Origin of the sequence: Shewanella psychropiezotolerans, assembly GCF_007197555.1 — a bacterium.
GTDB lineage: Bacteria > Pseudomonadota > Gammaproteobacteria > Enterobacterales > Shewanellaceae > Shewanella > Shewanella psychropiezotolerans.
Genome location: NZ_CP041614.1, coordinates 5458057 through 5478951, shown reverse-complemented (window position 1 = coordinate 5478951; position 20895 = coordinate 5458057). Strand labels below are relative to the sequence as shown.

The following is a 20895-nucleotide window of genomic DNA, read 5'->3' as shown; positions in this document are numbered from 1 at the left end:
ACTTCATAAGCACAAAAGAATACGAACTTGATTTAAGTTGGTCATAAAATGCTCCTGCATTTATGACATACAGTACATCCGTGTACTAAACCCAATTATTTATAGCTTTCTAAATTCTTTTACCTTTAGCTTTTTTAAAAAGCTGAAAGTAATCGTCAAATTAGTCTGGAAACCATAGCATTGTGGCCCCACCTGAATCCATCTCGAACTCAGAAGTGAAACGCAATCGCGCCGATGGTAGTGTGGGGTCTCCCCATGTGAGAGTAGGTCATTTCCAGGCGCTCATTAAGTGAAAAAGCCACCTGAATAAGGTGGCTTTTTTGCGTCTGGGATTTAATAAAGTTTGGCTGAATAGCTCGAACTTACCGGTACAGATATCAGGTGACTTATCCACTTAGGAAGGCATGAATGCCTACCCCCGATGTCGCCCCGCCGCTGAGCGGGCTCTCCCGCTACGAAACGAAGTTGCTGAATACTACGTATTCAAATCGCCGTAATTTCACCCCCATGTGTCCACTTCGTGGACTACGAGAGTAGGTCATTTCCAGGCGCCTAATACACGAAAAAAGCCCTAGCAGAAAATGCTAGGGCTTTTTTCGTATATACGCTCCGCGAAGTAGCTACTTCACATGCAGCCCAAAGCTGCTAACGCAGTGTGGCCGTTAATTGCATCCATGCATTAACGGCATTTTCGCCATCCCTGGCGGTCAGGCTCTCCAGTTCGACGACTACGTCGTCTCTCGCACAAAGTAGCTGAATGCTGCGCATCCAAAGCGCTACTTTCGGCCTTCGGCAAGTATCATGTTGGGTCATTGGCCATTGGAAGGGGCCACCGCTTTTTGTTCCAAACTATTCATGCTGCGTATCCAACGCGCTATTTCTCCGCCTCATGTGCCTACTTCGTGGGGGCTGCAATCGCTTTGTACAGAAGAGCTACGCTCGATGTGGCCACGCCGCTGAGCTTGGTCAGAAATGTCATCCATGCATTTTTGACATTCACCACATACATGTGGCTTGTACCCGTGTTCGACGACTACGTCATCTCTCGCTACAAAGCAGCTGAATACAGCGCATGCAAAGGATTCCTTGGGCCTAGGACAAGCATCATGTGTATTCGAATATGGAGGGAAGTCTTTATTTGAAAGGAAGAAGCCACCAATTGAATTGATGGCTTCAATTCTTGCAGACTCTAGAAGCTTATATCTTGAATCTGCCTACCAGTTCGTTGAGTTGAACTGCCATTTCTCTCAGGTCGCTACAGTCTAATGATGTTTGTTGGACGACTTGGCTGCTTGTGCTGGAGATATCTGCGATTGCGGTGACATGCGGGCTAATCTCACCAACTACGTTTGATTGCTCACCCGTAGCCGTGGCGATCTGGATACTCATCTCGTTCATCACCTTGATGTTTTTTGAGATACTTTGTAGGTGTTCGCCGGAAATAGTCGCTTCTGCCTGGCTATTATTACTTAGCTCAGTGCTTCTTTCGATAGCCCCAACCGCTTCATGGGTCTTGGATTGTAGCTTCTCGATAATGCCTTTTATCTCTTCTGTAGATGCGTGGCTTCGTGAGGCCAAAGTCCTGACTTCATCAGCTACTACGGCAAAGCCTCTACCTTGCTCACCAGCTCTAGCGGCTTCGATGGCGGCATTGAGGGCGAGTAGGTTTGTTTGCTCTGATACGGCACGGATAACTTCCAGTACCGTATCGATTGAGTTAGCATCTTCGGCAAGCTGGCCGATGGTTTGGCTGGTGTTGAGTAATTGCTCACTCATGGTAGAGACGCTTGAAATTGTTTTCTGTACCGACAAGTTACCTTGTACTACAGCCTCTTCGGCTATTTGAGCATTCTCTGCCGCATTATTTGCGCTGCCAGCTATTTCCTCTGCTGTCATCCCCATTTCGTGAATGGCAGTGGCAATCTGTTCTATTTTACTAACTTGGTCTGTGATGTCTCCCTCCATGTGTTTTGCCTGGTTATCTATTCTCTCAACGGCCTCATACAAGTCATTTCCCGTAGCTGATACACTTCTTAGGGTGCTACTCAGATAGCTGACAAACTTGTTGTAACTTCTGGCCATGTTACCCACTTCATCACGTCTAGAGTCATCCAGGCGTATCGTGAGGTCTCCATCACCGTCCCCTATCGCTTCGAGCATGTTAGCTAGTTCGCCGAAGGGGGATATTAGTCGATTGATTAACCAGGCGCTGATGACCATGAATAGGATAGCGATAATTAGCCCCATTACAGCCACAGACCATGTGGCTCGATTTAGGGCGCCAAAAATCTCATCACTGGGCACTTGTGCAACAAGATACCAGCCAATTTCTGGAAGGTAACGACTGGCAACTAACATATCAGTGCCAGCATCTTGATATTCTGTGGTTGAAAACTTTTGCTTTTGTAGGATTGAACCAGTGTCAATATCTCCCAGACTCTTGATATTTTTTCCAATGTTACCTGTTTCCGGATGCAGCTTTATTACTCCTTGATCATCGGTGAGGAAGACGATGCCATTAGTCCCTATCTGGTACTGTTTAATGCTGGTTGCTAAGCTCGACAAAGATAAGCCTACTCCTGCTACTGCGCTGGGTCTACCGTCGACTTTCATTAGGTAATTAATGAAGAGGGTTGGTGTTTGATTGCTTTCATCGATATCTAAACTTAGTTCGTAATCTTTGCCACTGGCGATAAAATTATAAAACCACTGATCCTTAGGATCTGATTGAGAGATGGTCTTAAATAATCCACTTTGGGTGAAGTAACGTCCACTCTCAGATGAAACCAGAAAGGCTGCGATGGTGTCGAATTCTTGCTGGATATTGTTAAGATAACTTATGATTTTTTGATGGCTATCAGCCCTGTCTCCTGAGCGAATAACCTGTTGATAATCGACGTTGTTGGCCATGACTTTTGCAATCGTAATAGGCATAAGCAACTGAGCATCTATGTCGTTAGCGACCTCTCCAAGCACTGCAGGAAGTTCTCTGTCTAAGGTACTCTCTAAGATTATCGATCGACTAGTACTGAGTGAATAGACACTAATGATCAATATAGACAAAACGACTGAGGCCAAGGTAGTGAGTACTACCTTGCGCTGGATATTCAGTTTCAACATTCTAAGCTCTCCTATGTAGCCATAAGTATAGGAGGTTGATGTTATTTTGTGTTGAAAATGTATATCGCATTGTGAAAAACTTCTGAGTTATGATACAAGGATCACAAATATGTAGTGTCGTTTTGCCGTGGATTAATCGCAGAAGCCTTCATGTAGAAATAGATGCCTGGTTTGGTTAAATTTAGATTCATCTGCGCTAATAAAGTTAATAGCTAGCTGATACTTGGCTAGGAGAAATTTTTCTTGTTTAGCGATTTCGTATTCATTCATTACTATGTTCATTGCTTCTTGAGTCCACTCCGGCTCACCAAGACCTATATCATTGTCATCAGGGTCGTAGTTCGTTACCATCCAACCCTGAAGCTGATCAGAGCTTATCTTTTGTTCCCCCCAAGACTTAAGTATATCGAGAAGCTGCTGTTTAGTTATATTAGGTTTTGTCATAGGTATGCCATTAAAAGGAAGCTAATTGGAGGAATGGCAGAGAGTACCTGTAATTGCTTGTAGAATCGAGTGTTGCCGGAGTCGATTATAAAGCTAACCACCACGTCTAATCCTCACCTTTAGCTTAACTGTATCTTAATTGCGTGCGTTTCACTTGCCTATGCCTATTGGTATCAGCTGCTAACTTCACCAGGCTAGCAATAGCTAGTTTGCGGTTTAAGTTATTGATCAAGGGTGCTTAAGTAAAATAGATAAATAATCGATATAGAAAAGATGTTGTCGCAATTGCACTTGGTATATCTAGCCATTAACTTATAACACTTACTCAAGCTCTGGATAACAATAATATGAATGATAGAGTCTCATCGAAACCTCAATTTCATTAAATATCTCTAAGTAGATCCATATCCCCCTCTATACCTAAGCCTTCTCATGAAGTACCCTACGCTACAGTGTGACTACTCATATGTGTAGTCCTCTTGTTTTTATTTGGATGGATATGAAACATTATCGAGTTGTAGTGGCTGTGCTTGTATTGCTATTAAGTGGATGCGGCGTCATTCAAGATTATCGTCAATCACAAATGTTTAGCAGCTTTGATGATTTTAGAGCTGGGCCTGAAGGTGGCAGCGATCTTATTTGGTCCAAGCCGGGTATCAAGAGCATCAAAGATCTTAATGAAATACTTCAGCAGTACGATAGCGTGATTCTTGACCGGGTCTGGTTAGTCTTGAGTGATAAGACTCGTTACGATAATTTATCTGAAAAGGAGATTATCGAAGTATCTGATTATCTACTCGAAAGAATAAAACAAAAAGCATCGGCCCGTTTTGAGATTGTGGAAATACCGAGGGAGAAGACATTAAGGATCAGTGTCGCGTTGACGAATATAGAGACACCCAACCCTATTCTGGCGGTTACGAGCAGCATATTGCCAATTGGACTCGGGATCTCGAGCATAGCTAAAGTGGTGACAGGGGAGCACACCAATGTTGGCAGTGCCACCATAGAAATGATGTTTAGTGACGCCAATAGCGGCGATCCTATTGTTGCGGTTATCGACAGAAAAGCTGGATCTAAGGATTTTAGTACCATGATTGATTCCACTGATGATGCCAGAGACGCGATCGATTGGTGGGTTGAGAGAATAGCCTTGACGCTCAGAGGTGAGCGGATTGAATAAACTTGCTTGATAATCCTGTTTAATATAGATAGAGCGCTATAGGTAGTTATAGATGATGCCAGGGATGTAACCAATGGTGGGTTGAGAGAATGGCCTTGACGCTCAGAGGAGAGAGGATTGAATAAATCTGCTTGGATAACTCAGTACCTTGATCGATACAGATAGATTGAGTCTAGGTATGGTGCCAGTGATACGAGCAAGTCATTTCAATACTTGCTATACTCCGCCCATTATTATTAAGCCAGATTTTCATCGATTTCACGGGGTGATATTTAGCTTAATAAACTCGATTTATCTCAGCGGCATATCAGTGGTTTATTATTGGTAGTCGCTTTCATGACGAGCTTGTCGTTGTGATAAAAATAGGAATAGACCTTGAGCCAAGTTACCCCCAAAGCAGACACAAATATGTCATTTTCGACATTGACCTTGAAACCTGAGTTAATTGATAACCTTAAGACCATGGGTTATGACTCGATGACAGCCATTCAGGCGCAAAGTTTACCGGCTATATTGAACGGTGAAGATGTGATTGGCCAAGGAAAAACTGGCTCGGGTAAAACCGCAGCATTCGGCTTAGGTTTATTGAATAAGTTAGATGTGAAGCGTTTTCGCATTCAGTCACTGGTCTTGTGTCCGACCCGAGAACTAGCCGATCAGGTAGCGAAAGAGATCCGTACTCTGGCTCGCGGTATTCATAACATCAAGGTATTGACCTTATGTGGTGGCGTTCCTATGGGGCCGCAGATTGGCTCGCTCGAGCATGGTGCCCATATCATAGTGGGCACGCCGGGTCGTATTATCGATCATCTGTCACGCGAGCTGTTAAACCTGGAAAACGTCAATACCTTAGTGCTCGATGAAGCCGATCGTATGTTGGAGATGGGCTTCTTGCCTGATCTGGACTACATCATGGCCGAGATGCCACGTGAACGTCAGACCTTGTTGTTTAGCGCCACATTCCCTAAGCAGATCCAAAAGGTCGCAGAACAGATCATGTTCGAGCCTGTGATGGTCAAGGTAGCATCAACCCACGACAGCAGCAGTATCGTTCAGCACTTCTATCAGATCGACAGCAATAAGGATCGCCAAAAAGCGCTGCGCTTACTATTGTTGCAGCACCGGCCAGACAGCGCCGTGGTTTTCTGTAATACCAAGCGTGAGACTAAAGATGTGGCCGCCACGTTAGCCAATGATGGCTTCAGCGTAGTGGCACTTCATGGTGATCTGGAGCAGAGAGACAGAGACCTCACCCTGATGCAGTTCGCCAACAAGAGTGCTTCCATCATGGTGGCAACCGATGTCGCCGCTCGCGGCCTGGATATCGAAGCATTGGATATGGTGATCAACTACGAATTTGCCTTCGATACCGAAGTGCATATTCACCGCATAGGTCGTACCGGCCGCGCAGGCAGCAAGGGTACCGCCTTTACCTTCTATACCTGTGACGATGACTACAAGATCAAGTTGTTAGAAGAGTATCTGGACCGTGATATTGTCAGCGAAGGTTTGCCACCTGAGAACCTATTAGATACCTTCCCGACTCAGCCTAGGATGGTTACTCTGCAGATCGAAGGTGGCAAGAAGAACAAGGTTCGCCCTGGCGATATTCTCGGAGCACTAACGGGTGAAGATGGGATTCAGGGTTCAGAAGTCGGCAAGATAAAGATCACCGAATTTCGTTCATATGTAGCCGTTGACCGCAAAGTCGCTAAGCGTGCGCTACATAAGATAGTTAACGGCAAGCTCAAAGGACGCGCGTATCGTGCCTGGGAAATGAGATAGCTTTCTGTTCAAAGCCTTCTTTTTAAATAAAGAGTTAACTTATTTCTAGCGGGGGAGGTTATTTATCCCTCAATAGTAAAAGGGAGTGAACTTAAATTCATTCCCTTTTTGTTGTTTGTAGCTTTGGTCGGAAGGGCTTTCCACACGAAGTTTGGAAACCGTTCAATCAATAAGCCTAATGAAATTTTAAGCTTGCCTCGGAACCTTAGCCGTAAGTTTTGGGGGGACCAATATCAAATTAATAAAGTGTAATAACCCCATTCAAACGGGCTTACCGATTAACTCATTTAGTCGAATACCTTATTGCATGCAGAATATGTATTGAAGGCATCGTCCCAGCGGCGAACATCGTTGGCGCGTCTCCATCGTGAGTGCCAGAACTCCATCATGCAAGTGCCATTGTCGAGTTCTATCAATAGCGTATCTTGCTCTTTGACTTGTTCATAAGCTGGGTATTCTTTACCGCGCCCCCAAGTAATACCACCGCGACTGTCTGCCCAGTTTTGCCAGAAGCTATCCAGACTAATCCATTGCTGACTTGACGCTTCCCATGCCTTAGATTGACCATTAGTTACTAAGACCTGGCCGTCATGTTCACCTTTTACTTGGGTCTCGGTCGCTTGGGCTGTGGAAGATATTAACATTGTCAGTAATACCAGAGCCGCTATCGCCATAGCGTTTAGTGCATGAGTTGACCTTAAATGGTGTACTTGAGCCATAAAATTATTCCTATTCTTTTCGTTCTGTTTCTATTTTTTTGCTTTGTTAGGCAGTCGCTGTAATAAGACCCGACAATTGACAATTTAATTCGAGGAATTGAGATTAATTATAGAGCAGGATAATAGCTATCGAGATGATGACTGAAATTGGGAGCTGGCGTGGTGTCAGAACGTATGTGGACTTATCATGACCCAAAGGAGAACATTGAGCTCCTTTGGGTCGATAAAAGCCTAGTTATAGATTGTTTGTTGGTTTTGATGCTATATCAAAGACCTTAATTCCATTAATCCAGGTCTCTAACACTTGGGTCTGCCATATCGTCTGTGGATTGCCTTTAACCAGGTCTTGGTCGATAAGTATAAAGTCGGCTTTCATTCCGGGATCCAGCTGGCCGATACTCTTTTCCTGATGCGCCGAATAAGCTGCTGCAACTGTGAAGCTATTGAGCGCTTGTGTCACGGTCATTTTCTCATTGGGGTACCAACCTTTAGCGGGCTGGTTGTTGTGATCTTGGCGAGTCACAGATGCATGTAAGCCAAAGAATGGGTTAGCAGATTCCACCGGGGAGTCGGAACCGGCGGCTATAACTGCATTGGCTTTTAGTAGCTTGTGCCAGGCATAAGCGCCCTCGATACGGTCGGGACCGACTCTATCTTCTGCCATATTTTTATCACTGGTGGCATGAGTGGCTTGCATAGATGCCACAACCCCTAGTTCGGCAAAACGAGGAATATCTGCAAGACGCAATATTTGAGCGTGCTCGACTCTATGTCTGAGGGCCTTAGTATTTGTCTGTTGTATCAAGTCTTCATAGGCGTCTAATACTAACTTGTTAGCATGATCGCCAATGACTTGAGTATTGACCTGAAATCCGGCTTGCATGGCCGTTAGCATGTAATTTTTAAGTTGCTTATCAGCTATGTAGCAGCAAGCCTTTGTGGCCGTGAAGATCCGAATAGTCCTCTATGAGTTCTGCGCCGCGACTGCCTAATGCGCCGTCAGATGATATTTTGACACTGCTGAAATCCAGCATACCCGAGGTGTGGTGGTAGGGGCCTTTGGCCATTATGGCGGAGAAATGTGGGTCACCCGCGGCAACCATAGCGTAGACTCGCACTGGCATTTCATTTTTATTAGCTAAGTTCTTGTAGGCGGTAATGGTATCGCTGCCCACACCGGCGTCGTGTACGCTGGTCAGGCCGAGCCAAATCTGTCATAGCCGTCTTGAGTACGGTTTCTTGAACAGTCACACTAAGATCTGGAATCGACTTACTAATCAATGACGTGGCGTTATCGATAAATACCCCGCTTGGCTCACCTGTTTTAGTACGAATTATTTCACCGCCCTTGGGTGCTTGAGTATCATTATTAATTCCTGCGAGTTTTATTGCCGCAGTATTGGCCCAGCCAGCATGCCCATCGACGCGTCTAAGCCATACGGGGGTATTAGGGAAATGCTTGTCTAATGCCGCAGCCGTCGGGAAGGCTTTACTTGGCCATAGTACTTGATTCCATCCACGGCCCTGTATCCAGCTAAGTTCCGGGTTGAGTTTGCGAAACTCAATAGTGCGGGTTATTGCTTCATCTTCAGATTGACCGCCATGAAGATTAGTCCGCATCAAGTTCAAGCCCCAACCTAAAACATGACCATGAGCATCGATGAGTCCAGGCAGCATAGTTTTGCCAGCTGCATCGATAACACGTATATCTTTCGCTAGCTGCTCTGGGACCTTGGTGGTGAAGAGTTTATCTATTTTGTTATCGGTAAATTGAATGGCACTAAACGTTACTAATTCACCTTGACTGAACGTATAGCCATTCAGGTTCTTAATCATTGTCGTATGCCTAACTTCTCCAGTCTCTGCAGCGCTTAAAGGAGCCGATAAGCTCAATAGAATAGTCGAGATAAACAGCCAATGATGTTTAGTAAGCTTCATATAATCAGTATCTTATTTTAACTTTTTACCGAGTTTCATACTAACAGCTAGCTAACAATAAGCAATGTTGGTAACAGGAGTGAGTTAGGGGCTATAAGATAGGATTAGAACAGGGGGAGAAAGCGCTATATCTGCTTTTCAGCCAAGCTCTTCAATCGAAGATGTTCTTTCATCCACCGCCAGTGATAGGTGAACATGAAAGCACAACTTTTAAATATCAATGAGCTAAATACAAAGTAAAATGACTCTAACTACGGGATCCACTATACCTTGGTATAGAGTCCTCAATAGTCAGCCACTTCACTTGACTGTCAGTATGGATGTGATATTTAACTGCTATTAGGTTAGGATTATCCAGTGACGCAATACTCAATGTATAGTATGTCGGATGTCCGGTATCACGAAAGCTGATACTGGTGCCACAAGTAGAGCAAAAGCCACGTCTGGTGGTGTCTGATGAGGCATATTCGCTTGGTTTACCACAAAGCCAGGTGACTTGCTCGATAAGAAAATCCATCCAACTGCCTATCACGGCTCCCGTGCTTTTCTGACACATGCGACAGTGACAATGGTCTGCATCGAAGGGCATTGCCGATACACTATATCTGAGTGCGCCGCACAAACAGCCACCTTGCATTTCTGTTTCCATGGTCATTTTTAGTCTCCTCAATTAGAGCAATGCTCACTATTACCAATATTAATTCAAGCAGGGAATTAACGGTATAACATGAAGGCAAAAAAAAGCAGAGCGGCTGCTCTGCTTATTGTTCGGGACGAGTATCTGTAGACTCTTTATCACAACCTTTAATTCAAGCTGTATCTAGGAAGCCAGTATAAATTACTTTCCCCAGATACCGGTATTTGAACTTGGTTTAGATGCTGCTGAACTTGCGCTATTGCTAGAGCTGGTTTGAGAGCCAGCTCTGCGGCGACTGTGACTGGCATTGCTATCATTTGGCTGATGACCGCGAGCGGCTTCACCACTGCGTTGGCCGTCTTTATGCTCGGCCTTGCCTTGGCTGCTGCGTGAGTCGCGAGAACCTGAGCCATTACTACGTGAACTCGAATTGCCGTTACGACCATTACCGCGGCCATTGGCATTGCGTGGACCACGGTTTTGACCGTGTTTTCTGTCATTGAGATCGGTTTCGGCTACAACTTGAGTCGGCACAAAACCTTCCACTTCTTTGCGTGGAATATTTTGCTTAATTAAACGTTCTATGTCCCTGAGAAGCTTGCTCTCGTCAGCACTGACTAGTGAGACAGCTTGACCACTGGCACCGGCGCGGCCAGTACGGCCGATACGATGAACATAATCCTCAGGCACATTCGGTAGGTCGAAGTTAACCACGTTAGGCAGTTGGTCGATATCTATACCACGAGCTGCGATGTCGGTTGCGACTAATACGCGAACCGCACCACTCTTGAAGTTCGCCAGCGCCTTTGTGCGTGCGCCTTGGCTCTTGTTACCATGGATAGCGGCAGCAGTAAGATCTTTAGCTTCGAGATTCTTGGCGATGCGGTTTGCGCCATGCTTAGTGCGGCTAAAAACTAATACCTGTTGCCAGTCATTTTGCTTGATCAGATGGATCAGTGCCGCAGTCTTCTGCTTCTGATCGACCTGATAGATATATTGCTCAACGGATTTCGCCGTGGCGTTACGTGGGGTAACAGATATCTCGACTGGATTGTTCACCAGGCCTTTAGCTAGCTTACGAATATCGTCGGAGAAGGTCGCCGAGAACATCAAGTTCTGACGTTTAGCCGGCAATACTCTAAGAATTTTTTTGATGTCATGAATGAAACCCATATCTAACATGCGATCGGCTTCATCGAGGATCAGAACTTCAAGTTGGTTGAAGTTCACCGCGCCTTGGTTATATAGGTCTAGTAAACGACCGGGTGTGGCGACTAAGATATCGACGCCTTTACCTAGCTTAGAAATTTGCGGACCTATGCCTACACCACCGAAGATTACTGCGGATTTAAGTGGCAGGTACTTACCATAAGTCTCGACACTCTCGGCTACTTGAGCTGCAAGCTCACGAGTCGGTGTTAATACCAGGGCGCGTACTTTCTTAGCTTGAGCACGATTGCCTCTGCTTAACAGCTCTAATAGAGGCAGAGTGAAGCCTGCGGTTTTACCTGTGCCTGTCTGGGCTGCTGCCATTACATCCTTGCCTTCGAGCACTGCGGGGATCGCTTGAGCTTGAATTGGCGAAGGTGTCTCATAGCCTTTATTGGCTACGGCTTTTAAAATCGGAGCGGATAAACCCAGGGAGGTAAAACTCATAGATTGGTCTCTTGACGCGGCTAAAACAGCGGCTTTCATGGAGCCAGATGGTCTGGCGGGCGTGCAGCTTACAGGATCCCCACTGAAAGCGCTAATTTATAACCGATATCAGTTCACAGCATAGTCGATTAAATGATGTTGTTTAAACTCTGTACGTGTTAGTCTCGCGCCCTAAACGCTCATCTTGGCTCAGCCACTTGGGCAATTGGTCTTTAGGCTCTATGAAACAGTCGATAGTCGGTTATCTTAAAGATGATAAAAATCATTGGGTTGCTAAGCTTGCATGCGGTCATAATCAGCATGTGAGACATATGCCACCTTGGGTTGTTCGTCCTTGGGTCATCACTGCCGAAGGCAGAGCGTCTATGCTTGGTCATAGGTTAGATTGCAAAAAATGTGATCTGGGTTTGCCTGAAGACGTGAATAAGTAAGTGAACCGAAAACAAATTTTGTACTTAACGCCCGAGCCATTGGCCGGCGATAAGATTTTATCTGTAGGAAATAAGTAATATGACACAAACCAAAAAGTTCGATTTTCGCATCGTTCAAGACAAGCAAGTTTGGGCGGCCGAGATCACTCGTCGTATGACTGCGCGAAAAACCATCGTCTCAAAACGTAAAACGGGTTTTGCGACCGAAGCCGAAGCAACTGTCTGGGGTGAGAAGGAGCTTAAATCTTTCCTCGATAAGCTGATGCTGCGTAACGAGCGTAAGGCTAAGCAACGTGAAGAGCGTACCGAAGCCGCTGCGTCTAAAGAGCAAGCGGCTGATGCGTGGCGTGATGCGCGTGATGTTGCCGACGGCGAGTCTTCTGGCTCTTTCGATGAAGACAGTGACGACTACGCGTCTGACGAGTCGAAGTAACGGGTTTTAAACTTGTTCATTATCATTATTGATTAAAGAAAGGTCGGTGAAGCAGATGCTCACCGACCTTTTTTGTGTATTCAAGTTTATCTCACTCATTTTAATAAATTCATCGCCATTCAAATTTTCCTATTGGGTTTGTCAGCTAAATTTGGGCCTTATCTTGAGACACATTAGCTAAGCACAGGTTCCATCTTTTTTTGATCTAGCGCAATTTTTGTGAAGCTCTTAACATTTCTAGGCCTGCCAGTTTATTCCGCGAGCGATGCCTGCGATACTGCGTGAACTCTCACTTCCCACTATTTCATCATGAAATACTAATTTGCAGGAGCGGCATGGACAAATCGTTAGAGAAACAACTGACTTCTTGGTTGAGACAGCAGAAAAAATCCTGTGGCTTCTATCTCAATTTGACTGTGTTGTTTGGCTTATTAACCGGATTTTCATTAATCGTTCAAGCATATCTTCTGTCGACGATATTGCATGGCATTATCATTCTCGAGCTAGACAAGTCTCACTATACCAATGAGTTTTTATTCTTACTGGCGCTCATTCCCGTGCGGGCCTTGCTGGCGTTTGCCCGTGAGCGTGCGAGCTTCGAGTCGGGAAAACGACTCAGGTTACAGATCCGCAGTGCGGTTCTGGATAAACTAATCGAACTTGGCCCGGCCTTTATCAAGGGAAAGCCTGTCGGAAGTTGGGCGAGTATCGTGCTGGAGCAAGTAGAAGATCTGCACGACTTTTACGCCCGTTATCTGCCGCAAATTATCTTGGCTGGTTTCATTCCTCTGACCATACTGATAGTGGTATTTCCGTTAAATTGGGCTGCCGGACTAATCCTGTTGACCACGGCCCCCCTTATTCCCATGTTTATGATCTTAGTCGGTATGGGCGCTGCTGATGCCAACCGCAAGAATTTCAGCGCCTTGGCCAAGTTGAGTGGTCATTTTATGGACCGATTAAAGGGCTTGCCGACCCTAAAGATTTTTAATCGAGGCGACGCCGAGGTCAAGGAGATAGAAACCGCATCGGAAGAGTTCCGTGAAAGAACCATGTCCGTGCTCAGGATGGCCTTCTTAAGCTCCGCCGTGTTGGAGTTTTTTGCCGCCGTGTCTATCGCGGTTCTGGCGGTCTATTTTGGTTTTAATTATTTGGGGCACCTTAACTTCGGTGATTACGGCGGGGGGATCAGCCTGTTTGTCGGTTTGTTTGTACTCATGCTGGCACCTGAGTTTTACCAGCCACTGCGCGACATGGGCACTCACTATCATGCTAAGGCCCAAGCCATAGGCGCGGCCGAAGAGTTGATGGCATTGTTAGAATATAAGCCTGAGGCAGATGCCATTGAAAGAAAGGCTGGTGGTATTGAATTAGACTGGCGTACTGGAGTCGAGATTATTGCCACAGATTTAGCCGTGATGAGTCACGATGGGGGCCAATTAGTGGGTCCATTGAGCTTTCACCTTAAACAGGGCCAGCATGTGGCCCTGGTAGGGCCAAGTGGCTCGGGTAAAACCAGCCTGCTCAACGCTTTACTTGGCTTTCTGCCTTATCATGGATCACTCAAGGTCAATGGATTTGAGTTAAGAGAGCTGGACAAAGCTCATTACCGCAGACACCTTGCCTGGCTTGGACAAGATCCTCAGCTATTTCATGGCACAGTGCGTGACAATGTGGCAATGGCCAATCCCGATATGAGGGACGCTGAGGTGGAAGCATTATTGGCTAAAGCCAAGGTATTGGATTTCGTCCAGGAGCAGGCCTTAGGCCTACAGCACCCTATCGGTGAGCAGATGACAGGCGTCTCTGTCGGTCAGGCCCAGCGCATCGCGCTAGCCAGAGCCTTAGGACAAGAGGCGAAGCTGTTTCTGTTAGATGAACCTACAGCAAGCTTAGACAGTCATAGCGAGCAGGCGGTATTAAGTGCACTGCGTGACGCTATGTCACAATCCTCATGCTTGATGGTGACCCATAGACTTGAGCAGCTCGATGGGATGGATACTATTCTAGTGCTGGATAAAGGTGAGATCGTTCAGCGAGGAAGTTTTGATGAACTGAATCGAGAAAAAGGGCTATTTAGACAGATGCAAGATGATGTGTGTGAAGTAGAGACTTGTATCGATAAGGAGTCAAACTCATGAGAGCCCTATTACCTTTTATCAAGTTGTTTAAGCATCAGTGGCTGATGATGTTCACAGGTCTAATATTGAGTATCACGACCTTGATGGCTGGTATCGGTTTACTCTCGCTATCAGGCTGGTTTCTATCGGCTGCAGCAGTAGCCGGATTAACTGCCGCAACGGCTATGATGTTCAACTACTTTACCCCAGCGGGCGGAGTGAGGTTTCTGTCGATTGTCAGGACTGCCAGCCGTTACGGTGAGCGCTTAGCCACCCATGAAGCGACCTTTAAACTACTGACTCAGTTGCGAACTTGGGCTTGGCGGAAGTTAATGCCCCTCAGTGCCAGTAACATGCAAGGGATAAGACAGGGGGATCTGCTTAACAGACTCGTCGCCGATATCGATACCTTAGATCATCTCTATCTCAGGCTTATCACTCCCATGGCCGCCTCATTCCTGATGTTAGGGGCACTCTATCTATTCCTCTCTTGGTTCGATGCCGAACTGGCGTTGATCTTATGCGGAAGTTTACTCTTGGTGTGGCTGGTATTGCCTTGGATCTTCTATCACCTGGGGCGGAAACCGGGTGTCGAATTATTAGAGAGCAAACGAATCTACCGGGTACAAGTGCTGGAGTTTGTACAGGGACTGGCAGAGATCTCCCTCTTCGGTGCCAATGAACGCTTTCGGGCCCAGCTTGCCGAGTCTGAAGCTAGACTATTAGCTAGCCAGAGGGCGATGGCGAATGTCACGGCCCTGAGCCAAGGCGCTCTTATTTTGTGTCATGGTCTAGTCGTTATGGCGATCCTTTATATGGCATCATCTGGGGTCGGTGAGCATCTGCCACCTGGGCCTATGCTTGCCATGGTCGTGTTTATGACTTTGGCCTGCATCGAGATGTTGATGCCAATAGCCGGCGCCTTTCAGCATCTATCTTCTTGTGTCACTGCAGCCGAGCGAGTCAATGAGCTGGTGGATCAGGAACCGAGTATAGTATTCAATAACGCCAGCGACATTAGCGTCCATCATGGTGAGCTGACACTCAAAGGGATCTGTTTCTCCTATGATCAAGACGCTCAAGTTGAGACTAAAAAAGTGGTGCTTAGAGACATTAACCTGAGTATTAAGCCTGGTGAAAAAGTGGCCTTACTGGGGCAGACTGGCTGCGGAAAGTCGAGCTTGCTGTCTTTGATCACCCGAGAGTGGCAAGCTAGCTCAGGGTGTATCAGGCTCGATGGTGTCGAGATTGATCAATATAGTCAGCAAGCTTTGACCGCTGGCATCACCCTTATGAGTCAACGTATCTACCTATTTAGCGGAACATTAAGAAGTAATTTGGCCTTAGCACAGAGGACTGTTGCTGATTTACCGACACGGGCCGAGCGCAGAGTCGTACAAGCCGCTAATGATGAGATTCTGATAGGGGTATTAAATAGAGTTGGATTATCCAACCTGACCCAAGGTGATAAGCCACTGGATATTTGGATTGGTGAGGGGGGCAGGCAGCTCTCTGGCGGCGAGCAGCGTCGTATCGGAGTAGCCAGAGCCTTGCTGCGCGATGCGCCTGTATTATTACTCGATGAGCCCACCGAAGGATTGGATAAGCGCACCGAGAGAGAGATATTGGCCCTGCTGTTTGAATTTGCTAAGGACAAGACCTTGCTGATGATCAGCCACAGGCTGACAGCTATGACCCAGATGGACACTATCCATTTGATGGAGAATGGGAAGTTAAGAGTCTCTGGCTGCCATGATGATTTATTAGTGGCTGATGAATACTACGCAAGTCTCAATCATAAACTGAATTAGTGAGGTATTAGTCTTTTGGGAATGAAGGGGAGGGAGGACTAGAATGTGTTCTCCCTAATTGCACTGGAACTTGTTTAACCTAAGCGTTTTGCAAATTCAAGATAACGGTTTACTTCATCTTCTTTGAATTTGAACTCATCATCTTCGCCAATGTTGGTAAGTAAGTTCTCTCTTGCGTAACGTTTTATGGTGGCCTCTGATTTTCCTAAGATCTTACTGACCTCATCGAGATCTAGCACTTTGTCACTCATCACTGTCTCCTTTAATTGAATGGGAATGACTCAAGTATAGTCAAATACCACATCAGTGTGCTCGATAAGGACAGCCAAATAATACTATCTCACATCAAAGTGGCGTTATAGCTCAACACTCAAAAACAAAGAGCCAGACACTAAGGTCTGGCTCTTTTATTCGTTAACCTTTAGCTTACGATTAGCTAAAGAGTCATTGAAGGATTCAATTAATCGTCACTATCACCCAAGGAGAGAAGCGTGGCATTACCCCCTATGGCGGTGATGTTATTGGTACGGGTTTTCTCTGTGATGAAGCGAGTCAGATAGAGTGGTCCACCGGCCTTTGGTCCTGTGCCCGATAGGCCTTGTCCACCGAAAGGTTGTACGCCGACAACTGCGCCAATCTGGTTACGATTGATATAGACGTTGCCTACCTTGACCTTGTTGGCGACTTCAAGGGCATGGCCCTCGTTACGACTATGGATACCTAAAGTCAGACCGAAGCCCGTGCTGTTGATCTCATCGATCACCTTGTTTAGTTCGTTAGCCTTGTAGCGAATCACATGCAAGATAGGACCGAAATGTTCCTTCTTGAGCACCTTGATAGAATCAATTTCTACAGCCGTCGGTGCGACGAAGTAACCCTTCTCCGTACCAGCCGGCAGATTGAGTTGCTTAAGCAGAGTTCCTACCTGCTTGATATGGTCGATATGGGCATTAAGGTTAGCCTGAGCCGTTGCATCTATCACAGGGCCTACATCAGTCTTGATTGAGCTAGGATCACCTATGGTTAGCTCATCCATGGCACCTTTCATCACCTCAAGCACTCTGTCTGCGATATCTTCCTGAAGGAAGAGTACCCGTAGCGCCGAACAACGTTGTCCTGCACTGGTAAAAGATGAATCAATAACATCATGGACGACTTGCTCAGGCTGTGATGTCGAGTCGACAACCATGGCATTCTGACCGCCGGTTTCGGCGATAAGTGGGATAATTGCACCTTCACGGTTTGCTAGGGTGCGGTTAATCAGTTTGGCTGTTCCCGTAGAACCTGTGAAACAAACACCACCAATACGCTCATCTGAGGTGATTGCCGCACCGACTGCTGCGCCAGTTCCTGGTAGGAATTGAAGTACATCTTTAGGAATACCAGCTTCATGTGCCAGCTGAACTGCACGGAAGCCAACGATAGACGTCTGCTCTGCAGGCTTAGCGATAACTGTATTCCCCGCAGCTAGGGCAGCGGCTACTTGACCAATAAAGATAGCCAGTGGGAAGTTCCATGGACTGATACAGACGAAGATACCGCGACCTTGAAGGAACAGCTCATTGAGCTCTCCCGTTGGGCCTGGAAGCAATTCAGGCTGAGCCATCATCTTCTTGGCCTGCACGGCGTAATAGCGACAGAAATCTACGGCTTCACGAACTTCGTCGATTCCATCCTGAATGCTCTTGCCTGCTTCACGGGTACAAAGGACGATGAGTTCTTCACGGTTTTCTTCGAGTAGATCGGCAAGCTTCTGTAGCGCATTAGCACGTATTTCGACAGGTGTATTACACCAGTCGTTAAAGGCCAAATCTGCGCCGGAAAGGGCCTGCTCTATGGCCTGGTCATTAGCGAAAGCTAACTTACCCACGACTTTAGTGGTGTCGAAGGGACTGACGACGTCATTCGTTTCGCCGCTTAATAGCTCGCCATTGACTAGAGGACCCGCGTTCCAGCTTGTGTCTTTAAATTTCTCGAGAGCCGCGAAAAATGGCTCAGATTCAGAGATGATGTTCATATTGAGTCCCTTGGAATTTTTACGCTCTGCGCCAAAAATATCGGCGGGTTTAACGATCTTATTATTAGACAGGGTTCTATATTTCTGCAGTGTCTTTATCGGGTGAACGACAAGTGACTCGATGGCGACATTAGGATCGACCAGCTTATGGACAAATGAGGTGTTGGCGCCATTTTCGAGTAAGCGACGTACCAGATAGGGTAGTAGCTCTTTATGTTCACCAATAGGTGCATAGATGCGAATACGCGTTGTTGGGCTTTCGGAAATTAACGTATCGTAGAGTTCCTGTCCCATGCCGTGAAGACGTTGGAATTCATACAGGCGGTCGCCTGCCATATCCATAATAACGGCAACAGATTGGGCGTTGTGTGTTGCAAACTGAGGATAGATGGTGCCTCTAGTCGCGTCTGAAAGAAGGTAACGTGCAGATGCAAGATAAGAAACATCTGTGCCTGCTTTACGAGTAAAGAGGGAGTATCCACCTTCGCCAGCTTGCTGAGCCCACTTTAATTCACTATCCCAGTATGCGCCTTTAACGAGACGTACAGGGATTTCATCTCCTTGATCTTTCGCCAGGCGAGTTAACCAGCAAAGTACTGGGAGGCCGCGTTTGGAGTAGCTCTGTACTACTATACCTAACAAGCCCCAGCCCTTAGCTGCATCTGAGTTATAGAGTTTCTGGAACAGTTTTAGGTGAAGCTCGAGTCTGTCCATCTCTTCAGCATCAATTGAGATGCCGACATTTAACTCACGACCTTGCTTAATTAGCTTGATGAGTGTGTCATAAAGCTCGGAGAGGACACGATCTTCATTGGCTACTTCATATCTTGGGTGAAGGGCTGATAACTTGATCGAGATAGTGGGTCGGGGCGCTTGGCTCTCATCATAGCTTTGCGCGCCAAGTGCAGAGATCGCGGATGAATATTCATCAAAATACTTATCGGCGTCAGTTTTAGTGAGAGCTGCTTCGCCGAGCATGTCGTAACTATGTGTATAGCCAATCTTGCGGTTAGCTTCACTGTTCTTGAGACCATCTTTGATACTGGTACCCAGAACGAACTGCTTGCCCATGATTTTCATTGCTGCAAGCATAGCTTGGCGGATTACGGGTTCACCGACTCGATTGATCAGACGGTTTAGCAGGCTGCTGGGTTTGCCGTCGATATTCTTATCGAGTGTGACAATTTTTCCCGTTATCATTAAGCCCCAGGTGGAAGCATTGACTAACGTAGAGTCGCTTTGACTCATATGCTTATCCCATTTCGCACCCGATAGCTTATCCTGGATTAGGGCATCGGCAGTCGCTCCATCAGGGATGCGCAGTAGCGCTTCGGCAAGACACATCAAGATAATACCTTCTTGTGTCTCTAGACTGTATTGTTGCAGAAATGCATCAATACCAACCATTAAACCTTTCTTGTCATATTGACGAACTTTGGCTACCAAATCGTGAGCTCTTTTAGTAACACGCTCAATCTCTTCGTCACTAGAGGGCACGAGTTTGATCAGTTCAGATAGATATTCATCTTCATCGACAATGTAGTTATTGGTGATGGCTGTAAACAGCTCATCGAGGTTGGCTGAGTCATAAAGACCAGTCAGAACTTCACTTGCTTTGAACATAGTAATCACTTCCATCTGGGCCGGTTAAGGACAGTTTGCTTGAACAAAATCTTCTCTAATTACAGCTTTGAAGAGCCTTTTAGATAAGAGTAGTAAGATGCATCTTATTTTTTGTATACAATCTGGCATCTTTCCGCGGGATAGTATCATCAAAATGTGACGAGGAACACTATAGCGGTCGTGAATGTGAGTTTTGTTTGATCTTGTCCGGCCAGATGGTGTGCAAGGTCACTGTCTATGCGGGTTGGTCAATGTAGAAATTAAAAAGCCAGCATTTGAATGCTGGCTTTTGGGGGACGATTTTGTGGGGAATGGACTGTTTACCAGCGATTCTTCTGCTTACGTCTGGGTCTCGGCAGATAGACTAAGATGACACCTATGAGTAAACCGATAGCTGCAATGATGCCGCCCTCTTGCCACATCTGGAAGCGTTCGTTCTTCTCGATATTAGCTAGCTTGCTAGTAGCGTGATCACGCTCACTGCTTGCCTTAGCCAGGTCTCGTTGTGCACGGCTGAGATCTGACTTGAGTTGACTGAGTTGCTCAGCATTGTTATCGCTGGAACTAAGGGCTTGCTCTAACTCAGACTTGGTCTTATCTAGCTCACTCTGCACTTCGGGTAACTGTTCACGGAAACTCTTTTTGCGAGTCACCATTTTCGTTTCTACCCAGCCTTCACGGCCCTTATGGTCGATGATCTTAGTGTAGTCACCTTGGGTCTCGCCCAACAGTGAGATTGCCTGGCCCGCCTCTACACTACCCAAGATACGAAATTGGGTACCTGGTCCACCATGAAGATAGAGATAAACTTTATCGGATATGTATCCAGGTTGACCTGCGGCCAAAAGGCTTGGAGAGAGTAATAACAGTCCCACTAAAGCAAAGAATCTTAACACTTTGAATTCTCATCAACGAAATATAGCCACATGCTAGGGATTTGCAGGACGTTTTGCAAGGGCTAGATGCAAGAGATATGTC

Annotated in this window: 18 protein-coding genes and 1 rRNA gene; 7 read left to right on the top strand and 12 right to left on the bottom strand. The window is 46.3% G+C overall.

The window, feature by feature from the left end; all coding sequences use genetic code 11:
- Positions 1 to 164: 164 nt before the first annotated feature.
- A 5S ribosomal RNA gene (gene rrf / locus FM037_RS23960) occupies positions 165 to 280 on the top strand.
- A 365-nt stretch (positions 281 to 645) separates the two neighbouring features.
- Here rrf and FM037_RS30015 read toward each other — a convergent pair.
- The 3 genes from FM037_RS30015 to FM037_RS23950 all read right to left on the bottom strand — a co-directional run bounded on the left by FM037_RS30015 (position 646) and on the right by FM037_RS23950 (position 3564).
- The gene (locus tag FM037_RS30015) at positions 646 to 768 is read right to left on the bottom strand and encodes a hypothetical protein (RefSeq protein WP_265575331.1); all 123 of its coding nucleotides are present in this window, start codon (positions 766 to 768) and stop codon (positions 646 to 648) included.
- A gap of 429 nt (positions 769 to 1197) precedes the next feature.
- Positions 1198 to 3120, bottom strand: coding sequence for a methyl-accepting chemotaxis protein (locus tag FM037_RS23955; protein ID WP_144048074.1), 1923 nt, complete (start codon positions 3118 to 3120; stop codon positions 1198 to 1200).
- A gap of 132 nt (positions 3121 to 3252) precedes the next feature.
- Positions 3253 to 3564: a hypothetical protein gene (locus tag FM037_RS23950; RefSeq protein WP_144048073.1), complete on the bottom strand. Its 312-nt coding sequence runs from the start codon at positions 3562 to 3564 to the stop codon at positions 3253 to 3255.
- 499 nt (positions 3565 to 4063) lie between these two features.
- On the opposite strand from FM037_RS23950, the gene FM037_RS23945 reads away from it, so the two are divergent.
- Both FM037_RS23945 and dbpA read left to right on the top strand, forming a co-directional pair.
- Positions 4064 to 4747, top strand: a complete 684-nt coding sequence (locus tag FM037_RS23945) for a DUF3313 domain-containing protein (protein ID WP_144048072.1) — start codon at positions 4064 to 4066, stop codon at positions 4745 to 4747.
- A 408-nt stretch (positions 4748 to 5155) separates the two neighbouring features.
- On the top strand, positions 5156 to 6532 hold the full coding sequence (dbpA, locus tag FM037_RS23940) for an ATP-dependent RNA helicase DbpA (protein WP_144049110.1): 1377 nt from the start codon (positions 5156 to 5158) through the stop codon (positions 6530 to 6532).
- A gap of 287 nt (positions 6533 to 6819) precedes the next feature.
- On the opposite strand, the gene FM037_RS23935 is transcribed toward dbpA, so the two are convergent.
- The 6 genes from FM037_RS23935 to FM037_RS23920 form a co-directional block, all read right to left on the bottom strand.
- Positions 6820 to 7251, bottom strand: a complete 432-nt coding sequence (locus tag FM037_RS23935; protein ID WP_229381003.1) for a hypothetical protein — start codon at positions 7249 to 7251, stop codon at positions 6820 to 6822.
- A 235-nt stretch (positions 7252 to 7486) separates the two neighbouring features.
- Complete coding sequence (locus FM037_RS29810) at positions 7487 to 8134, bottom strand: amidohydrolase (RefSeq protein WP_229381002.1); 648 nt, start codon at positions 8132 to 8134, stop codon at positions 7487 to 7489.
- 31 nt (positions 8135 to 8165) lie between these two features.
- Entirely contained in the window at positions 8166 to 8369 is a 204-nt protein-coding gene (locus FM037_RS29805) for a hypothetical protein (RefSeq protein ID WP_227992767.1), read from the bottom strand.
- Between the two features lie 16 nt (positions 8370 to 8385).
- Positions 8386 to 9189, bottom strand: coding sequence for an amidohydrolase family protein (locus FM037_RS29800; RefSeq protein ID WP_229381001.1), 804 nt, complete (start codon positions 9187 to 9189; stop codon positions 8386 to 8388).
- 247 nt (positions 9190 to 9436) lie between these two features.
- Complete coding sequence (locus tag FM037_RS23925) at positions 9437 to 9844, bottom strand: GFA family protein (protein WP_144048071.1); 408 nt, start codon at positions 9842 to 9844, stop codon at positions 9437 to 9439.
- 183 nt (positions 9845 to 10027) lie between these two features.
- Complete coding sequence (locus tag FM037_RS23920; protein ID WP_407695615.1) at positions 10028 to 11482, bottom strand: DEAD/DEAH box helicase; 1455 nt, start codon at positions 11480 to 11482, stop codon at positions 10028 to 10030.
- 221 nt (positions 11483 to 11703) lie between these two features.
- On the opposite strand from FM037_RS23920, the gene FM037_RS23915 reads away from it, so the two are divergent.
- From FM037_RS23915 to cydC, 4 genes are all read left to right on the top strand, one after another.
- The gene (locus tag FM037_RS23915) at positions 11704 to 11913 is read left to right on the top strand and encodes a DUF3565 domain-containing protein (RefSeq protein ID WP_144048069.1); all 210 of its coding nucleotides are present in this window, start codon (positions 11704 to 11706) and stop codon (positions 11911 to 11913) included.
- 79 nt (positions 11914 to 11992) lie between these two features.
- Positions 11993 to 12346: a DUF3622 domain-containing protein gene (locus tag FM037_RS23910; RefSeq protein ID WP_144048068.1), complete on the top strand. Its 354-nt coding sequence runs from the start codon at positions 11993 to 11995 to the stop codon at positions 12344 to 12346.
- Positions 12347 to 12681: 335 nt separating this feature from the next.
- Positions 12682 to 14487, top strand: coding sequence for a heme ABC transporter permease/ATP-binding protein CydD (gene cydD / locus FM037_RS23905; protein ID WP_144048067.1), 1806 nt, complete (start codon positions 12682 to 12684; stop codon positions 14485 to 14487).
- Positions 14484 to 16277 (top strand): heme ABC transporter ATP-binding protein/permease CydC, encoded by a 1794-nt coding sequence (cydC, locus tag FM037_RS23900; protein WP_144048066.1) that lies wholly within the window; start codon positions 14484 to 14486, stop codon positions 16275 to 16277. Before cydD ends, cydC begins: the two co-directional genes overlap by 4 nt.
- Before the next feature lie 74 nt (positions 16278 to 16351).
- Here cydC and FM037_RS23895 read toward each other — a convergent pair whose 3' ends face one another.
- From FM037_RS23895 to FM037_RS23885, 3 genes are all read right to left on the bottom strand, one after another.
- The gene (locus FM037_RS23895; RefSeq protein WP_144048065.1) at positions 16352 to 16528 is read right to left on the bottom strand and encodes a helix-turn-helix domain-containing protein; all 177 of its coding nucleotides are present in this window, start codon (positions 16526 to 16528) and stop codon (positions 16352 to 16354) included.
- 209 nt (positions 16529 to 16737) lie between these two features.
- Complete coding sequence (putA, locus tag FM037_RS23890) at positions 16738 to 19932, bottom strand: bifunctional proline dehydrogenase/L-glutamate gamma-semialdehyde dehydrogenase PutA (protein WP_185976895.1); 3195 nt, start codon at positions 19930 to 19932, stop codon at positions 16738 to 16740.
- Positions 19933 to 20237: 305 nt separating this feature from the next.
- Positions 20238 to 20813 (bottom strand): TIGR04211 family SH3 domain-containing protein, encoded by a 576-nt coding sequence (locus FM037_RS23885; RefSeq protein ID WP_144048063.1) that lies wholly within the window; start codon positions 20811 to 20813, stop codon positions 20238 to 20240.
- Between the last annotated feature and the right edge of the window lie 82 nt (positions 20814 to 20895).

Bases quoted from the DNA above. Each gene is read 5' to 3' on its own strand.
- FM037_RS30015 (WP_265575331.1), bottom strand. From the start codon at position 768: ATGCGCAGCATTCAGCTACTTTGTGCGAGAGACGACGTAGTCGTCGAA.
- FM037_RS23955 (WP_144048074.1), bottom strand. From the start codon at position 3,120: ATGTTGAAACTGAATATCCAGCGCAAGGTAGTACTCACTACCTTGGCC.
- FM037_RS23950 (WP_144048073.1), bottom strand. From the start codon at position 3,564: ATGACAAAACCTAATATAACTAAACAGCAGCTTCTCGATATACTTAAG.
- FM037_RS23945 (WP_144048072.1), top strand. From the start codon at position 4,064: ATGAAACATTATCGAGTTGTAGTGGCTGTGCTTGTATTGCTATTAAGT.
- dbpA (WP_144049110.1), top strand. From the start codon at position 5,156: ATGTCATTTTCGACATTGACCTTGAAACCTGAGTTAATTGATAACCTT.
- FM037_RS23935 (WP_229381003.1), bottom strand. From the start codon at position 7,251: ATGGCTCAAGTACACCATTTAAGGTCAACTCATGCACTAAACGCTATG.
- FM037_RS29810 (WP_229381002.1), bottom strand. From the start codon at position 8,134: ATGCAAGCCGGATTTCAGGTCAATACTCAAGTCATTGGCGATCATGCT.
- FM037_RS29800 (WP_229381001.1), bottom strand. From the start codon at position 9,189: ATGAAGCTTACTAAACATCATTGGCTGTTTATCTCGACTATTCTATTG.
- FM037_RS23925 (WP_144048071.1), bottom strand. From the start codon at position 9,844: ATGACCATGGAAACAGAAATGCAAGGTGGCTGTTTGTGCGGCGCACTC.
- FM037_RS23920 (WP_407695615.1), bottom strand. From the start codon at position 11,482: ATGAGTTTTACCTCCCTGGGTTTATCCGCTCCGATTTTAAAAGCCGTA.
- FM037_RS23915 (WP_144048069.1), top strand. From the start codon at position 11,704: ATGAAACAGTCGATAGTCGGTTATCTTAAAGATGATAAAAATCATTGG.
- FM037_RS23910 (WP_144048068.1), top strand. From the start codon at position 11,993: ATGACACAAACCAAAAAGTTCGATTTTCGCATCGTTCAAGACAAGCAA.
- cydD (WP_144048067.1), top strand. From the start codon at position 12,682: ATGGACAAATCGTTAGAGAAACAACTGACTTCTTGGTTGAGACAGCAG.
- cydC (WP_144048066.1), top strand. From the start codon at position 14,484: ATGAGAGCCCTATTACCTTTTATCAAGTTGTTTAAGCATCAGTGGCTG.
- FM037_RS23895 (WP_144048065.1), bottom strand. From the start codon at position 16,528: ATGAGTGACAAAGTGCTAGATCTCGATGAGGTCAGTAAGATCTTAGGA.
- putA (WP_185976895.1), bottom strand. From the start codon at position 19,932: ATGGAAGTGATTACTATGTTCAAAGCAAGTGAAGTTCTGACTGGTCTT.